The following is a 15,539-nucleotide window of genomic DNA, read 5'->3' on the forward strand; positions in this document are numbered from 1 at the left end:
TCACAAAAACGTCTGATCCGGGCAAGTCATCACTCCATTTCCCGGCGGTCCCCAGATGCCCCGTACCCTCTCGACAAGGCCGAAACAGGATGGGTTTCGCGCGCCCGGCGAATTCGAACCCAAATCAGGCTGCTGGATGATCTGGCCGGAGCGACCGGACACCTGGCGCCTCGGCGCCAAGCCCGCGCAAAAGCTGTTCGCGGATGTCGCCGCGGCGATCGCGCAAAGCGAGCCGGTGACGGTGGCGGCCTCTGCTCGCCAGTGGCAGAATGCCCGAGCGCGATTGCCCGGCCATGTGCGCGTCGTGGAAATGTCCACCAACGATTCCTGGCTGCGCGACAGCGGCCCCAATTTCGTCGTCAACGATCAAGGCGACGTGCGTGGCGTCGATTGGATCTTCAACGCATATGGCGGTTTTGACGGCGGCCTCTACGCGCCATGGGACCTCGATGATCTGGCCGCGCAAAAAGTGCTCGAAATCGAGAACATGGATCGCTACCGCGCACCTCTGATCGCCGAGGGCGGCGGGTTGCAATGTGATGGCCAGGGCACCCTCATCACGACGGAGCAATGCCTGCTCAACCGAAATCGCAACGCTCATCTCGGCAAGGCCGAGGTGGAACGCCAGCTTGGCGACTATCTCAGTGTCGGCACCGTCATCTGGCTGCCACGTGGCCTCGCTTTCGACGAGACCGACGGTCATGTCGACGACGTCTGCTGTTTCGTGCGCCCCGGCGTCGTCGTGCTGAGCTGGACCGACAATCGGGAGGATCCGCAATACGAGATTGTGCGAGAAGCCGAAGAGGTGTTGCGTTCGGCCCGCGACGCGCGCGGCCGCGCGCTGGAAGTTCACCGGCTGCCCCACCCCTTGCCGATCGAGATGACGCCGGAAGAAAGCGACAGCGTGGACCGGCTGGATTCGACCTGGGCGCGACCGGCCGGAAACCGGATCGCGGCAAGCTATATCAACTACTATCCGGGCAACAGCGTCGTGGTGGTACCGCAATTCGGCTGCGATCTCGATGTGAAGGCCAAGCAGACGTTGGCCGAGTTGTTTCCCGATCACCGAATAGTCGGCATCGAAAACTCGCGCGAGATCCTGCTGGGCGGCGGCAATGTCGCCTGCATCACCTTGCCGGTCTATGCCCCGCAACGGCGTTGAGGGACGGGCATGCCAAAAACAGATAGCGAAAACGGAGGACATTTATGCGCGCTCTGATCTTCTCAACCCTGCTTGCCTGCGGCATCTGCGCAAATGCGGCTTCGGCTGACGAGGAAAAGATCGTCAACGTCTACAATTGGTCCGACTACATCGCGCCGGACACGGCCGAGAAATTCGAGAAGGAGACGGGAATCAAGGTTCGTTACGACGTCTATGACGGCAACGAGGTGCTTGAAACCAAGCTGCTCACCGGTGGCTCCGGGTATGATGTGGTCTACCCTTCAGCCTATCCGTTCCTGAAGAACCAGGTGAAAGCAGGGGCTTTCCTGGAACTCGACAAAGCGAAGCTTGCGAACCATTCGAAGATCGATCCGCAGGCCCTGGCGCTGATCGCGGGCGCCGACCCACAGAACCTGCATGCCGTGCCCTATATGGCCGTCACCGACGGTATTGGCTACAACGTCGCCGCGGTGAAGCAGAGGCTACCGGACGCGCCGACGGATTCCTTCGCCATGGTGTTCGACGTCGAAATGGTCAAGAAGCTCTCCGACTGTGGCGTGGCCATGATCGATGCGCCGGCGGAAGTCATCCCGATGGCGATGAACTATCTTCACATCGACCCCAGATCGACCAGTCCCGACGACCTCGCCAAGGTCGAGGACCTGCTGGGCAAGGTGCGGCCCTACATCCGCTATTTCCATTCGTCCAAATACATCAACGACCTCGCCAACGGCGACATCTGCGTGGTGTTGGGCTGGTCGGGCGACATACTCCAGGCAAGGACCCGTGCGGCGGAATCCGTGAAGAAGCTGGAGATCGCCTATTCCATCCCCAGGGAAGGCACGCTCATCAACTTCGATACGATGGCGGTGCCGAAAGATGCGCCGCATCCCGGCAACGCCCAGGCCTGGATCGACTTCAATCTGCGGCCCGATATCGCCGCGGCCAATTCCAGCTATGTCTCCTACGCCAATGCGATACCGGAATCTCTGCCGCTGATGGACAAGGCGATAGCCAGCGATCCCGGCGTCTTTCCGTCTGATGCCGTGAAGGCCAAGCTGTTTGTGGTGGACAACAACGACCCAAAGCTGCTGCGATCACAAAACCGCATGTGGACGCGCATCGTGACGGGGCAATAGAGCAATTCCGGGAAAAGTGCGCAGCGGGTTTTTCCGGGAAAGCGCGTAGCGCTTTTAGCGCCGCTCGGAAGCCGTCAATCCCGAGCGACGTCGCGGAGGGTCGCCAGCAGCTCGACCTGGGAGTGCACGCCGAGCTTGCGGTAGATCTGTTTGATGTGGTTGCGGACGGTGCCGGGCGAGACGGCGAGACTTCGCGAAATGGTCTTGGCGTTGCCACCATCGACCAGGTGCCGCGCAATTTCGGCCTCGCGCCTGCTCAGCCGCGAGCGAGCGTCACCGATTGCGGCGCCCTTGTGCCGGAAGCGGCACAGATGAAGCAATCTTTCCAAAATGAGCCTTGTCGCGCTGCTTGCCGCGCAAGCCGTTGCCAGATCCTGCTCGCCAAACGGTTCTGCCCCGTTTCGCCTGAGAAAAGTGACATAGCCAGCGGTCAGCCCGTCGAGATTGAACACACCGGTGATCTCGTCGAAACTGTCGGAAGGGCCGAAGAATTCGCGATAGTAGGGGGTGCGCTGGAAGTCGCCATTGCGGAGTGCCGACAGCGGCAACAGGAAATCCTGCCTTGTGCTGGCGAACCTCTGGAAGAAGGGATCCTGGCGATACAGTCGTGCATCGTAGTCGCGGTTCCAGCGATCGGGGCCGGCATCGTCGATGGTCAGGGACGTGATATCGCGACGGTAAAAGCCGACATAGGCGCGGTCGGAGCCAAGCAACTCGCTCGCCGCTGCCGTGAAGCGAGCCGACAATTCTTCGGGAGTCGCGGCAACGGCCGCAGCGGCCACACCGCCGCTCCAGCGTCCAAACTGATCGAGGGAAACATTCGACTGCATTCCGGCTCACACTAGCGCAAGCCGTTGCAAGTTCAAAACAGCCATTTCCTTTGACTTCGACCCTCTCGGCCATACCTATGCGGGAGTCGTTGTCGCGGAGCCATCATGCCGGTCAAGCTGAAACTGATCTGCCTTATCCTGCCGATGCTTGCCGTCCTGGCGCAGCCCGTCCTGGCTGAAACAGCGGAGCGGCCGGCGCCCTCGGGCGGCGTTCTGTCCCTGCTGCCGCCGCCACAGACAACCGACCATTCGATCACGCTGGCCGGAAGCAAGCTGGATTACCAGGCAAAGGCGGCGACACTGTCGCTGCTTTCCGGCAAGGGCGACGTCACGGCGGAGATCTTCTATGTCGCCTACACGCTGGAGCCGCCGGCAAGCGGGGCCAAAGACCCGCAGCGGCCGATCACCTTCGTGTTCAACGGCGGCCCTGGAGCAGCGTCCGCCTATCTGCATATCGGCGCACTCGGTCCACGGATAATCGCGACGGGAGCCGACGGCGAATTCCTGCCGTCACCGCAAAGACTGATCGACAATCCCGACAGCTGGCTCGACATGACCGATCTCGTCTTCGTCGATCCGGTGGGAACCGGCTATAGCCGCGAGGCACCGGGGCAGGACACGCGCGATTTCTGGGGCGTCAACCAGGATGCCAGCTCGATTGGCGCCTTCATCCGGCTCTATCTCGCGCAGAACGGCCGCACCGGGTCGCCGCTGTTCCTCGCCGGCGAAAGCTATGGCGGGTTCCGCGCGGCGCTGCTCGCCAGGACATTGCAGGAAGATATCGGCATCAGTCCGGACGGCATCGTGCTGATCTCCCCGGCGCTGGAGTTCACGCTGGTGCAGCCCGACGAATTCGAGCCGCTGCATTGGGCGCTCGAACTGCCTTCACTGGCGGCGGTGCGGCTACGCGCCGAAGGCGTCAGCGGCGATGCATTGCGGGAGAAGCTGGCAGACGTCGAACATTATGCGATGGGCGATTACCTCACGGCAATCACCAGCGGACTGGAGCAAGGCAGGCGGCTGGCCAGCCAACGCGTGGCTGACATCACCGGCCTGCCGCTCGACCTGGTGCAGCGGAACTCCGCCCGCATTCCCACCGGCCTGTTCGCAAGGGAGTTCGCCCGCGCCAGCGGCAAGGTGCTCAGCCCCTATGACGCCACGATCGGCACGGCCGACATCGCGCCCGAGAGCGCCCGCATCGCCGGCCCGGATCCGGTGCTCGACCGCAGCGTGCCGGCGCTGACGTCGGCGTTCGTCGGCTATATCAGCGACGAACTGCATTTCCGCACCGATGTCAGCTATCGGCTGCTCAATGGCGAAATCAGCCATAATTGGGACTACGGGACCAGCGCGTCACGGCAAGGCTATGCCGGGGTAATGGACGATCTGCAGCGAGCACGCTCGCTGAACCCCTCGCTCGGCGTCGTGATCGTCAACGGCTACACCGACCTGGTCACGCCTTACCTCGCCTCGCGCTACCTGGTGAACCAGATCCCGTCGCTCGCCAATGCCAAGCCTATCCGTCTCGATGTCGTCGAGGGCGGGCACATGATGTATTTCCGATCCGATGGTCGGCGCGCCCTGAAAGAGGCCGCTTCGGAGCTTTACCAGGCGACGCAATAGGCTTGGCGACAGTGCAACTCGCCATGGACCCCTGCCCCAACATAAGCACCGGGCTGGCGTAGCGCCGCAGCGGTTTTCGCCCGTATAGCTTGGTGCCAAGGGAGCTGAATTCACAGTTCCCTTGTGTCGCTCCTCACAGCATTTCTGCCGCTCCGGCAATTTTGGTCCCACGCGCCTTATGGCCGATATCGCCATTCTCGAAACACGCGAGCGGGTTCTTGCAGGCATCCTGCTGACCGGTGCGGCCTATCTGCTGTTTTCGACACAGGATGCTTCGATCAAGCTGTTGGTCGTCGGCATGAGCGTCTGGCAGATCATGTTCTTCCGCAGCATCACCATTCTGGGTGCGTGCGCGGCGATCGGCGGACGACAGTTGTTTGCTGACACGATGCGCTCGCCGATCGTGCGGCCGATGCTGGTGCGCAGTGCCTTCACGCTTGCTGCGTGGCTCTGCTACTACAACGCGGCGCGCAGCCTGCAGCTCGCCGAACTGACCACCGTCTATTACGCGGCCCCAATCATTGTCACCGTGCTTTCGGTGTTCCTGCTCGGCGAAAAAGTGCCGATGCTGCGCTGGCTGGCGGTGCTGATCGGCTTTGCCGGCGTGTTCATCGCTTGCGATCCGACTCATCTCGGCCTGTCCGTGCCGGTGCTGCTGGTGCTGGCGGCCGCCTTCTTGTGGGGCATCGCCATCGTACTCTTGCGCAAAACCGCCCTTGCCGAGCGCTCGATGATCCAACTCCTGCTCAACAATTTCTATTTCCTGCTGTTTTCGGCGGTACCGGCGTTGTTGTGGTGGCGGACACCGGACGGGGCTCAGTTGCTGCTCCTTGCCAGCGTCGGCGCACTCGGCGGCCTGGCGCAGTATCTTCTCTTCGAGGGCATGAAGCGCACACCGGCCTCGGTGCTGGCAACGCTGGAATACACCTCGCTGTTGTGGGCGTTCGCGCTCGGCTTTGCGATCTGGGGCGACGTGCCGCGCCGCGAAGTCTTCCTGGGTGCCGCCCTGATCGTCGCCGCCGGCCTGCTGATCGTCGGCACCGAGCATTTTCGCAAACGCCTATGATGTGGATCACCATCATTGCTGACATTACGATGTCAGGACCAAGCGGCGTAGGCTGGCCGCATGACTGAGATTGCAGCTACCATCGACACCGCCGCGGAGCGTACGCTCGGCATCATCCTGGTGTCGTCCTCGGCGGCTGTGTTTGGCCTGACCGGCGTTCTGACCAAGTCGATCCATGCCGACCCGCTGACCATCATCTGCTGGCGCGGCTTCGTCGGCTCGATCCTGGTCAGCCTCTATGTGCTGTGGCGGCGCCACCGCTCCGGCGGGCGTGATAGCCTGCGGCTTGGCTGGCGCGGCTGGCTGCTGGCGGTGGAAGGGGCTCTCGCCAGCATCGCTTTCATATCGGCATTCAAGTTCACCTTCGTTGCCAATGTCGCCGTCATCTATGCCACAGCACCTTTCGTCACCGCGCTGCTGGCCTGGGTTCTGACGCGCGAACCCTTCCGGTTGCAGACGATGGTCGCCGCCGCCGTGTCACTGTGCGGCGTGGCGATCATGGTCTGGTCCGGCTTCGGCACCGGCAATCTGTTCGGCGACGGACTGGCACTGCTGATGACCATCGGCAGCGGCCTCTACATGATCATGGTGCGCGCCTTCCGCGACACGCCCGTGGTGTGGGCCGGTGCGGTTTCGGCTTTCCTGTTGTTCGTGCTCGGCTGGTTCGTCGCCGATCCGCTGGCGGTTTCGCCAAGGGACGCCGTTCTGCTCGCCACTTTCGGCGCGTCCTTCGCACTCTCCTCGATCCTGTGGACGGAGGGCGCGCGGCTCATCCCGCCGGCCGAATCCGGGCTGCTCGGCTCGGCCGAAGTGCCGTTCGCGATCCTGTTTGCCTTCCTGTTCCTGGGCGAGATTGCCCCAGCCGCCAGCATGATCGGCGGCGTCATCGTGTTGTGTGCGGTGTTTGCCCATGCGGGGCGGGATTGGCTGATGGCCCGCTCGCAACGCTTAGCATCAAATATTTCTTAAAAAAGTGACGCGGTCACGGAACCATCATCCGGGTCAGGCATTATTGCTGCGACGGGCCATCCCCAAGTCCCCCCAAACCCCTCGGCCCGTCCTACTCCAAGCCGACCGTAAGGTCGGCTTTTTCTTTGCCCCCAAGCCGACCGTAAGGTCGGCTTTTTCTTCATTCAACCGCCCGACAGGGCAAGGTTACCGCCGAGCAGGGCCGCCAGATCGCCCGCCGGACCATCGGCGCCAGCGCGCAGCCGGATGGCGAACTCAGCCATTGGAACCTGTGGCAGGCCAAGCTCGCGCGGTGCCTCGACAATGCCGGAATGGGCAAAGCGGGCCGTTCGCAGCGTCAGCGCGACACCGGCGTTCACCGCCGTGCGCAGGCCGGCCAGGCTGGCGCTGCCGGCAGCAATATGATAGCGGCGGCCGGCAGCATCGAGTGCGGCAAGTGCTGCTTCGCGAAAACCGCAATATGGGTCGAGCAGCGCCAGCGGCAGTTCCTCCTGCCGCGTGGCCAGCCCCTTTTGTGAGCATAGCCATATCATCGGCTCGCGCAGCACACCGACTTCGTCCGGCGCTGCCGCCTGGCGCATGACGATCGCCAGATCGAGGCCGCCAGACTGCAGCGCCTGCGCCAGTTCGGCGGAGCGGCCGACCCGCAGTTCGATCCTGACGCGCCGATGGCTGCCGGCGAAGGCACGCAGCAGATCCGGCAGGCCGCTGTCGGCGAAATCCTGTGTCGTGCCGATGGCGACGCGTCCGGCAGCGCGGGCGCCCTTAAGCGCCAGCCATGCCTCGCGATGGGCGGCAAGGATCCGCCTAGCATGGCCGACGAGGTCTTCGCCTGCAGGGGTCAAGCCGCGTCCTCGCCCTTGCGGCGCCAGCAGCGGCTCACCGACGATTTCCTCCAGCCGCTGCATCTGGGCGGTCACCGCCGAGGGCGAGCGGCCAACGCTTGCAGCCGCCTGGGCCAGCGAGCCGCTGTCGACGAAAGCAAGGAAGGTTCGGAGCAGATCGGGATCCAGTGTTTCCATACTTCGATCTTATCGAATCTTCAGTTAAAAACAATTCGATTTTTTTGACCTAAAGATGATGGCATGGTTGTTTCAACGGCGATCGGACGCCGCTCAAGCCAAGGAGAAGAAAAATGCCCATCATCAACGTCAGCGTCACCGGCAAGCCTGACGCGGCGCTTTCCGCTCGCATCGCAAAGGAGGCCACGGAAATCACCGCGACGCAGCTGCGCAAGGACCCGACGATCACGGCAGTTGCCGTGTCCTATGTCGATCCGCAGCACTGGTTCGCCGGCGGCAAGTCGCTGGCCGAGCACGGCACCAACACGTTCTGGCTTGATATCAAGGTGGTCGACGGCACCAACACCAAGCTCGAGCTGGAAGCCTATCTGAAGGCGATCTTCGCAGCCTTCGGCCGTCTGCTGGGCGCAGTGCACGAGGAGAGCTACGCCTTCGTGCATGAAGTGCCGGCAGCCGCTTACGGCTATGGCGGCAAGACGCAGGAATTTCGTTTCATCAGTGGACGGCTGCAGGCGGCGTGAGAAGCAGCTTCCCGCACCAAGGGAAGCAAAAGCTCCGCATTGACCTTGCTCCCACATCGTCTAGGTTCTGGCCGACACGGCCGCAAAGAGCCGAGATGCTAAAAACGTTGGGAGAGACGCGGCATGATCCTGACACTGGCGCTGCTTGCGGGTCTTGTTCTGGCCTGGCTGCTGATCGGCGTGGCGGAAAAATTCCGCCTCGGCCTGCGCTTCACCCAGGCGCTGCTCTATGTGCCGTTCAAGCTCGCCTACCGGATCGGAGATAGCCGCATCAGGATCGCCCGCAAGGCGCAGGCCCCAGTCATCTACGTCATCTCGCATCAATCGCGCTTCGAGCCGGCGCTGATGCTGTCGCTGCTGCCGGAAGACACGCTGCATATTCTCGATGAGGTCTCGGCGCGCTCGCCGTGGCTCGAACCTTGGCGCGAGCTTGGCCGCACCATCGCCTTCAACGCCGAACATGTCTTCGTCAGCCGCCGGTTGGTGCGGGTGCTGAAGGGCAAGGGCCGGCTCGCTGTCTATTTGCCGGATGCGGTCGAGCCCGACGTCAAGACGTTTCGGCTGTTTCGTGCCGTCACCCGCATCGCCATGCAGGCCGATGCCAAGATCGTGCCGATCTTCGTCGGCGGCGCGCGCAGCCTGCCGGTGTCGCTGACGCCCGCGGACAAGGCACCACGACACTGGTTTCCGCAGCTGTCGATCAGCGTGCTGGAGCCGATGACCATCGCCGAACTGGTGGCGCGCAATCCCGAGCAGGCCTCGAACACCAACGCGCTGTTCGACCGTGTCGCCGAGGCGCGGCTCTTCGGCACCAACCTCGATCGTGGCCTGTTCCTGGCCATGCGCGATGCCGCCGACCGCGTCGGCGCTTCGCACACGATCATAGAAGACGTCATCTTGGGTGCGTTGAGCTACCGCAAGATGTTCATCGGCGCCCGCGTCCTGGGCAGGCGCTTCGAGGCCGTCACGGCGCCGGGCGAAGCGGTCGGTGTGATGCTGCCCAACGCCAATGGCGTCGTGCTGTCGCTCACCGGCCTTCTGTCGGCCGGCCGGGTGGCGGCGATGATCAACTATACGGCCGGGCCGGCGAGCGTCACCGCGGCCGTGCGCACGGCGGTGATAAGGACCGTGATTTCGTCCCGCGCGTTCGTCGAGAAGGCCGACCTTGCCGATATCGTCGCGGCGGTCGAAAAGGGCGGCGCCAGGCTGCTTTGGCTGGAGGATGTGCGGGAAAGCGTAACCACATTGGACAACCTTGCCGCCGCCTTGCTGTGGCGCTGGCCGCTGCAGCGGCAGGATGCGGCCAAGCCGGCGGTGATCCTGTTCACCTCCGGTTCGGAAGGCACGCCGAAAGCGGTCGTGCTGTCGCACAAGAACCTTTACGCCAACGCCATGCAGGCCGAGGCGCGGATCACCATCTCGCCCGCCGACATCCTGCTCAACGTGCTGCCGGTGTTCCATTCGTTCGGCCTGACGGGCGGCACCATCCTGCCGCTGGTCACCGGGGTAAAGCTGTTCCTCTACCCCTCGCCGCTGCACTACAAGATCATTCCCGAGGTTGCGCGCAAGGTAAAACCGACCATCATGTTCGGCACCGACACATTCCTCGCCAACTATGCGCGCACCGCCAAGGACGGTGATTTTTCCAGCCTGCGCTTCGTCGTCGCCGGCGCCGAGGCGGTGAAGCCGGAAACCCGCCGCGTCTACCGCGAACGCTTCCAAGCCGAAATCATCGAAGGGTTCGGGCTGACGGAGGCGGCACCCGTGGTTGCCGTCAACACCGCAATCCATGGCCGCGACGGCACGGTGGGTCGGCTGCTGCCGGCCATGCGCATGAAGCTCGAGCCGGTCGACGGCATCTCCGACGCCGGCCAATTGTGGCTCGACGGACCGAACCTGATGATGGGCTACATGACCGCGGACCGCCCCGGTGAATTGCAGCCGCTGACCGGCTGGCACGACACCGGCGACATCGTTGCCGTCGACCGCGAAGGCTTCATCACCATTCGCGGACGCGCCAAGCGCTTCGCCAAGATCGCCGGCGAGATGGTGTCGCTGGGTGCGGTGGAGATGCTGGTGCAGTCGCTGTGGCCGGAAGAGCACCACGCGGCTGTGGCCGTGCCCGACAAGAGGCGCGGCGAGCGCATCGTGCTGGTCACCACCGCCGACGACGCCAATCCCGACGAATTGCGCAAATTCGGCAAACAGGCGGGTGCTGCCGAACTGATGGTGCCGAACGACATCGTTAAGGTCGAGGAAATCCCGGTGCTGGGATCCGGCAAGACCGACTATGTGTCGACGAGAAAGCTGGCGATCGACAGGCTGGGGCTCGGCGTCGCGGCGTAAATACCTCGCGGTCGTCATCCTAGGGCGAAGCAAGGAGCGAAGCGACGCGGCGCAGACCCTAGGATCCATTCCGTGACATTCACGTCACGCGCGGCCATTCAGAAGGCGACCGGCGCCAAGCGATTGCCAGTTCTCGTCCGTTGCGCTTTTTGGCTGAGGTCACGGCATGGATCCCAGGGTCTTCGCAACGTCGCTTCGCTCCTGCTTCGCCCTAGGATGACGAAAGCGTAGGTTCTAACCTATATCCGAAGGCGGCACCTTCTCGCCCTCCAGCTTGGCGCGCTTCGAATAGGCGCGCACGCTGAACGGCAGGAAGATCAGGTAGCCGGCGACCGAAGCGGTCAGCGTGTACCAGGGATAGGTCATCAACAGGAGCACGTAGAGGACGACACCCAGGATGATCGGCAACACCTTGTCGCCCGGGATTCTCAGGCTCTTGCCGGAATAGACAGGCAGCCGGCTGACCAGCAGGAAAGCGACCAGGATGGTGAAGCCGGTGGCGACGAAGGCTGCTGGACGACTGGGCTCCAGACCTGTGCGCAGGAAATAGAGATAAAGCGGCAGCATCACCAGCACGGCGCCAGCCGGCGCCGGCACGCCGACGAAATATTCGGACTGCCATATGGGGCGATCGGCCTTCTCGTCATCGAGCACGTTGAAACGGGCGAGGCGCAGCCCGCAGGCGATGGCGAACAGCAGTGCCGCGATCCAGCCCGGCGAACCGGCGCGGTCGAGCAGGAAGGCATAGAGCACCAGAGCCGGCGCCACGCCGAAATTGACGATGTCGGCCAGCGAATCCATCTGAGCGCCGAATTTGGATGTCGCCTTCAGCATCCGCGCCAAGCGGCCGTCAATGCCGTCGAGGAAGGCTGCAAGCAGCACCATCACCACCGCCGGCTCGAAGCGGCCTTCGAAGCCGAAGCGGATGCCGGACAGGCCGGCGCAAATGGCGAGCACGGTGACCAGATTGGGCAGCACCATGCGCATCGGGATTTCGCGGATGCGCGGACCGCCGCTGGCATGGGCCTCGAACTTTTTGTATTGCGTGCCCACCGGTCAGGAAACCCGAACAAGAGGCGTGCCGGCAACACCGCCGAATTCGGCCAGCACGGTTTCGCCGCCAACCGCCGTCTGGCCGACTGCAACGCGCGGCGTCGCGGTCAGGGGCAGGAACACATCGACACGCGAGCCGAAGCGGATCAGGCCAAAACGCTCGCCAGTGCCGATCGAGCCGCCGGCCTCGGCCCAGCAGACGATGCGGCGCGCCACCAGGCCGGCGATCTGGACGGCCGCGACCGTGCCATTGGGGCTCTCGATGACCAGGCCGTTGCGCTCGTTCTCGGTGCTGGCCTTGTCCAGTTCGGCATTGAGGAATTTGCCCGGCCGATGTTCGATTTTCGCAATACGGCCGCGCACCGGGGCGCGGTTCACGTGGCAGGAGAAGACGTTCATGAACACCGAGATGCGGGTCATCTCGACATTGCCGAGGCCGAGTTCGCGCGGCGGCACGGCGGGTCCGACCGCCGAGATGATGCCGTCGGCGGGGCTGACCACCAGGCGGTCATCTACCGGCGTGACGCGCTCGGGATCGCGAAAGAAATAGACGCACCAGGCCGTCAGTATCAGACCGATCCAGAACAGGATCGAGGAGAAATAACCGAGGAAAAGCGTCGCCGCGCCAAAGGCTGCGATGAAGGGATAGCCCTCGCGATGGATCGGTACGAACGCGTTCTTGACCGTATCGACAAGGCTCATCGGTAATAAACAGGCTCCGTTTCAAGTCCGGCCTCAATAGCCGAAAGCCCCCCTCGCCGCAACGCAACAATAGGGAAGGCCGTATTGGGTGCGCCGGCAGGGGTCGCGATCCGCTTGCTAGGTCGGTGTCGTTGTCGGCAGAATTCGGGACACCGACGGTTCAAGGCGCCGGAAAAGGTTGCCCGTCCATGATCCCAAATCCGAAGGCTTCTGAAGCCCGCACCGGCCAGGTGCTCAGCGTCGAAGCGCCGGCACCTGGCATCGGCTGGCGGTAGCAGCCTTGCTACAGCCCGGGAACCCTCTGATAGTTGGCGATGTCGGCGCGAACGCCGAGCCGGGCGATCGTCTCCTGCGGGTTGAAGGCGATGCGCTCGTGCGCGGCTTTGACGATCGGCACGACGTTGTCGACGGCCGCCTGGCTCTCCCATTCGACGATGGTGACGAGGTTGAATTCGCCTGGGCCTGAGAATTGCTCGAGCAGGAAATCCTGCACAAAGCCTTGTTGCAGGCGCAGCAATTCATGCGTCGTCCGGACCTTGGCGAGTATCTCCTTGCGAGCGGCGGCCGGGACGACGAATTTGTCCACCCTGAACACGCTGCCCCCGTCAACAGTCTGATTTGTCTCGCTCATTCGATTGCTCCGTTTTTTAAACACGCTAGTTGGCGGGCTCCAAGAACGGCCTACGATCTCAACTTAAGTTGAGGTCAAGCGGAAATTTTCTCTTTTCCCCTCGTTGGAGAAGGAAACGGTGTCAATTCACCTCCGACGTTCGTCGACGAACGACAACGCCAAGCTCGTCGCCCTCGCGGGCGATGCGTAGGCGCTCCTCGGCCTCGGTCGCCTCGCGCTGGCGGTCCCACATCGAGGCGTAGAGGCCATGCTTGCGCATCAGCTCGGCATGGGTGCCGCGCTCGGCGATCTGGCCGTCCTGCAGCACGATGATCTCATCAGCGGTAATCACCGTCGACAGGCGGTGGGCGATGACGATGGTGGTGCGGCCACGGCTGACCAGATCGAGCGCGGCCTGGATTTCCTGTTCGGTGTGGCTGTCGAGCGCCGAGGTCGCTTCGTCGAGCATCAGGATCGGCGGCGCCTTCAGGATGGTGCGGGCGATCGCCACGCGCTGCTTCTCGCCGCCCGAAAGTTTTAGCCCGCGTTCGCCGACCATCGACTTGTAACCGTCAGGCAATCGCTCGATGAACGGGCCGATCTGGGCGAGTTCGGCGGCCTTCTGCATATCCTCCTCGCTGGCGCCGATGCGGCCATAGCGGATGTTGTAGGCGATGGTGTCGTTGAACAGTACGGTGTCCTGCGGCACCATGCCGATCGCTCCGCGCAGGCTCTCCTGCGTCACGTCCCTGATATCCTGGCCGTCGATCAGCACCTGGCCGGACTGGACGTCGTAGAAGCGGAACAGAAGCCGCGAGATGGTCGACTTGCCGGCGCCCGAGGGCCCGACAATGGCCACGGTCTTGCCGGCCGGCACCTCGAAGCTGATGCCCTTCAGGATCTTGCGGTTGGGGTCATAGGAAAAATGCACGTCGCGGAACTCGACCTTGCCGGCGCTGACAGTAAGTGGCTTCGCGTCCGGCTTGTCGACGATCTCCTGCGGCACATCCAGAAGGTCGAACATCTGCTCGATGTCGGTCAGCCCCTGGCGGATTTCGCGGTAGATGAAGCCGATGAAATTGAGCGGCACCGACAGCTGCATCAGCATGGCATTGATGAAGACGAAGTCGCCGACCGTCTGCGTGCCGGCCTGCACTTCCAGCGCCGACATGCACATGACGATGACGGTGCCGAGGCCAAAGATGATGCCTTGGCCGAAGTTCAGCCAGCCGAGCGAGGTCCAGATCCGGGTCGCTGCGACCTCGTAGCGTGCCATCGAGCGGTCGAAGCGCTCGGCTTCCATGCCCTCATTGTTGAAATATTTCACCGTCTCGTAATTGAGCAACGAGTCGATTGCCTTGGTGTTGGCATCGGTGTCGCTGTCGTTCATGTCGCGGCGGATCGAGATGCGCCAGTCGCTGGCGCGGACCGTGAACCAGACATAGACCCAGACGGTGACCGCGACGACGACTACGTATTTCCAGCCATAGGTGTAGGCGAAGATGCCGGTGGTCAGCGCGAATTCGAGGATGGTCGGCGCCGTGTTGAGCATGATGAAGCGCACGATCGTCTCGATACCCTTGGTGCCGCGCTCGATGATGCGCGACAGGCCGCCGGTGCGGCGCTCGAGATGGAAGCGCAGCGACAGTTGGTGCATGTGGACGAAGGTGCGGAAGGCGAGCTGGCGCACCGCGTATTGGCCGACACGGGCAAACAAGGCGTCGCGCAATTGATTGAAGCCAAGTTGCACCAGGCGCACGACATTGTAGGCAACGACCAGCATGACCGGCGCCAGCAGAAAACTCGGCAGCGGCGGCACCGATTTGGCGTCGCCGGCCAGCGCGTCGGTCGCCCATTTGAAAAAATAGGGACCGGCGACCAGCGTCAGCTTGGCGACGACCAACAGAAGCGTCGCCCATGTGACCCGGGCTCTCAGATCGGCGCGATCCGCCGGCCACATATAGGGCCACAAATTGAGCAGCGTCTTGAAGGTCGAGGAGTCGGAGACGGTTTTTTCGGCCATTTCTTGTGCCTTCTTCTTATGTCTTTTTGACCATGATCTCGTCCGAGAACCGGGCTCCACTTTTCGGGATCATGGTCTAGCGGCCGGAGCAGCAGGAATTGACGAGCGCGGCCACCGACGCGGAAACATCGGCAAGTGCGGCACGATCGACCTCGTAGCGCGAGCGCTGACGGTCGGGTTCGAACCGGACCAGCCCGGCTTCGACCAGTATCTTCAAATGTTGTGACACAGTGGACTGCGCCAGATCGAAACGGTCGACAACCTCGCGGCAGCAGCAGGAGTTGCTTGCGGACAGGTATTTCAGGATTTCGATCCGAGCCGGGTGCGAAAGTGCTGCCAGCCGGGTGGCAACGGCTCGGCTGTCCGGGGCGCAGCCAGGCATACCTATTTCAGCTAGGGATTCGCTCATCGTCCATCGGCGATAAACGATGGTCGACGCTGCTGCAAGCTACTCTTCTGGGCAGAGCAGATAG

At 63.0% G+C, this 15,539-nt stretch carries 14 protein-coding genes; 7 read left to right on the forward strand and 7 right to left on the reverse strand.

Annotated features, from left to right (window positions below; genetic code table 11):
- The first annotated feature begins 55 nt into the window (after nt 1-55).
- Entirely contained in the window at nt 56-1,162 is a 1,107-nt protein-coding gene (gene aguA / locus NKJ11_RS05800) for an agmatine deiminase (protein WP_352792881.1), read from the forward strand.
- 44 nt (nt 1,163-1,206) lie between these two features.
- The gene (locus NKJ11_RS05805; protein ID WP_352792883.1) at nt 1,207-2,301 is read left to right on the forward strand and encodes a polyamine ABC transporter substrate-binding protein; all 1,095 of its coding nucleotides are present in this window, start codon (nt 1,207-1,209) and stop codon (nt 2,299-2,301) included.
- Nucleotides 2,302-2,375: 74 nt separating this feature from the next.
- On the opposite strand, the gene NKJ11_RS05810 is transcribed toward NKJ11_RS05805, so the two are convergent.
- Nucleotides 2,376-3,083, reverse strand: a complete 708-nt coding sequence (locus NKJ11_RS05810) for a helix-turn-helix transcriptional regulator (RefSeq protein ID WP_352442163.1) — start codon at nt 3,081-3,083, stop codon at nt 2,376-2,378.
- A 153-nt stretch (nt 3,084-3,236) separates the two neighbouring features.
- Between NKJ11_RS05810 and NKJ11_RS05815 the strand changes: the two genes are divergently transcribed.
- The 3 genes from NKJ11_RS05815 to NKJ11_RS05825 all read left to right on the forward strand — a co-directional run bounded on the left by NKJ11_RS05815 (nt 3,237) and on the right by NKJ11_RS05825 (nt 6,789).
- Nucleotides 3,237-4,754 carry a S10 family peptidase gene (locus NKJ11_RS05815; RefSeq protein WP_352792884.1) on the forward strand — a complete coding sequence of 506 codons (1,518 nt, stop codon included), beginning with the start codon at nt 3,237-3,239 and terminating at the stop codon, nt 4,752-4,754.
- 178 nt (nt 4,755-4,932) lie between these two features.
- Nucleotides 4,933-5,820 carry a DMT family transporter gene (locus tag NKJ11_RS05820; protein WP_352792886.1) on the forward strand — a complete coding sequence of 296 codons (888 nt, stop codon included), beginning with the start codon at nt 4,933-4,935 and terminating at the stop codon, nt 5,818-5,820.
- A 60-nt stretch (nt 5,821-5,880) separates the two neighbouring features.
- A complete protein-coding gene (locus NKJ11_RS05825) occupies nt 5,881-6,789 on the forward strand; it encodes a DMT family transporter (protein ID WP_128303057.1) in 909 nt (302 codons plus the stop codon).
- 164 nt (nt 6,790-6,953) lie between these two features.
- On the opposite strand, the gene NKJ11_RS05830 is transcribed toward NKJ11_RS05825, so the two are convergent.
- Complete coding sequence (locus NKJ11_RS05830; RefSeq protein WP_352609781.1) at nt 6,954-7,811, reverse strand: LysR substrate-binding domain-containing protein; 858 nt, start codon at nt 7,809-7,811, stop codon at nt 6,954-6,956.
- A 113-nt stretch (nt 7,812-7,924) separates the two neighbouring features.
- Between NKJ11_RS05830 and NKJ11_RS05835 the strand changes: the two genes are divergently transcribed.
- Entirely contained in the window at nt 7,925-8,332 is a 408-nt protein-coding gene (locus NKJ11_RS05835; RefSeq protein WP_352609784.1) for a tautomerase family protein, read from the forward strand.
- 123 nt (nt 8,333-8,455) lie between these two features.
- The gene (locus NKJ11_RS05840; RefSeq protein ID WP_352609786.1) at nt 8,456-10,678 is read left to right on the forward strand and encodes an AMP-binding protein; all 2,223 of its coding nucleotides are present in this window, start codon (nt 8,456-8,458) and stop codon (nt 10,676-10,678) included.
- A gap of 234 nt (nt 10,679-10,912) precedes the next feature.
- Here the strand turns inward: NKJ11_RS05840 and NKJ11_RS05845 are convergent, their stop codons facing one another.
- The 5 genes from NKJ11_RS05845 to NKJ11_RS05865 all read right to left on the reverse strand — a co-directional run bounded on the left by NKJ11_RS05845 (nt 10,913) and on the right by NKJ11_RS05865 (nt 15,475).
- Complete coding sequence (locus NKJ11_RS05845; RefSeq protein ID WP_502895160.1) at nt 10,913-11,731, reverse strand: CDP-alcohol phosphatidyltransferase family protein; 819 nt, start codon at nt 11,729-11,731, stop codon at nt 10,913-10,915.
- Between the two features lie 3 nt (nt 11,732-11,734).
- A complete protein-coding gene (locus tag NKJ11_RS05850) occupies nt 11,735-12,433 on the reverse strand; it encodes a phosphatidylserine decarboxylase (RefSeq protein ID WP_352442157.1) in 699 nt (232 codons plus the stop codon).
- 283 nt (nt 12,434-12,716) lie between these two features.
- On the reverse strand, nt 12,717-13,064 hold the full coding sequence (locus NKJ11_RS05855) for an antibiotic biosynthesis monooxygenase family protein (RefSeq protein ID WP_023813733.1): 348 nt from the start codon (nt 13,062-13,064) through the stop codon (nt 12,717-12,719).
- Between the two features lie 121 nt (nt 13,065-13,185).
- Entirely contained in the window at nt 13,186-15,066 is a 1,881-nt protein-coding gene (locus tag NKJ11_RS05860) for an ABCB family ABC transporter ATP-binding protein/permease (protein WP_023813732.1), read from the reverse strand.
- Between the two features lie 76 nt (nt 15,067-15,142).
- Nucleotides 15,143-15,475 carry an ArsR/SmtB family transcription factor gene (locus NKJ11_RS05865; RefSeq protein WP_031213736.1) on the reverse strand — a complete coding sequence of 111 codons (333 nt, stop codon included), beginning with the start codon at nt 15,473-15,475 and terminating at the stop codon, nt 15,143-15,145.
- Between the last annotated feature and the right edge of the window lie 64 nt (nt 15,476-15,539).

The organism is Mesorhizobium sp. M0243 (assembly GCF_040321775.1).
Taxonomy (GTDB): Bacteria; Pseudomonadota; Alphaproteobacteria; order Rhizobiales; family Rhizobiaceae; genus Mesorhizobium.

Coding starts and splice junctions, on each gene's coding strand:
- aguA (WP_352792881.1), top strand. CDS start 56: ATGCCCCGTACCCTCTCGACAAGGCCGAAACAGGATGGGTTTCGCGCG.
- NKJ11_RS05805 (WP_352792883.1), top strand. CDS start 1,207: ATGCGCGCTCTGATCTTCTCAACCCTGCTTGCCTGCGGCATCTGCGCA.
- NKJ11_RS05815 (WP_352792884.1), top strand. CDS start 3,237: ATGCCGGTCAAGCTGAAACTGATCTGCCTTATCCTGCCGATGCTTGCC.
- NKJ11_RS05820 (WP_352792886.1), top strand. CDS start 4,933: ATGGCCGATATCGCCATTCTCGAAACACGCGAGCGGGTTCTTGCAGGC.
- NKJ11_RS05825 (WP_128303057.1), top strand. CDS start 5,881: ATGACTGAGATTGCAGCTACCATCGACACCGCCGCGGAGCGTACGCTC.
- NKJ11_RS05830 (WP_352609781.1), bottom strand. CDS start 7,811: ATGGAAACACTGGATCCCGATCTGCTCCGAACCTTCCTTGCTTTCGTC.
- NKJ11_RS05835 (WP_352609784.1), top strand. CDS start 7,925: ATGCCCATCATCAACGTCAGCGTCACCGGCAAGCCTGACGCGGCGCTT.
- NKJ11_RS05840 (WP_352609786.1), top strand. CDS start 8,456: ATGATCCTGACACTGGCGCTGCTTGCGGGTCTTGTTCTGGCCTGGCTG.
- NKJ11_RS05850 (WP_352442157.1), bottom strand. CDS start 12,433: ATGAGCCTTGTCGATACGGTCAAGAACGCGTTCGTACCGATCCATCGC.
- NKJ11_RS05855 (WP_023813733.1), bottom strand. CDS start 13,064: ATGAGCGAGACAAATCAGACTGTTGACGGGGGCAGCGTGTTCAGGGTG.
- NKJ11_RS05860 (WP_023813732.1), bottom strand. CDS start 15,066: ATGGCCGAAAAAACCGTCTCCGACTCCTCGACCTTCAAGACGCTGCTC.
- NKJ11_RS05865 (WP_031213736.1), bottom strand. CDS start 15,475: ATGAGCGAATCCCTAGCTGAAATAGGTATGCCTGGCTGCGCCCCGGAC.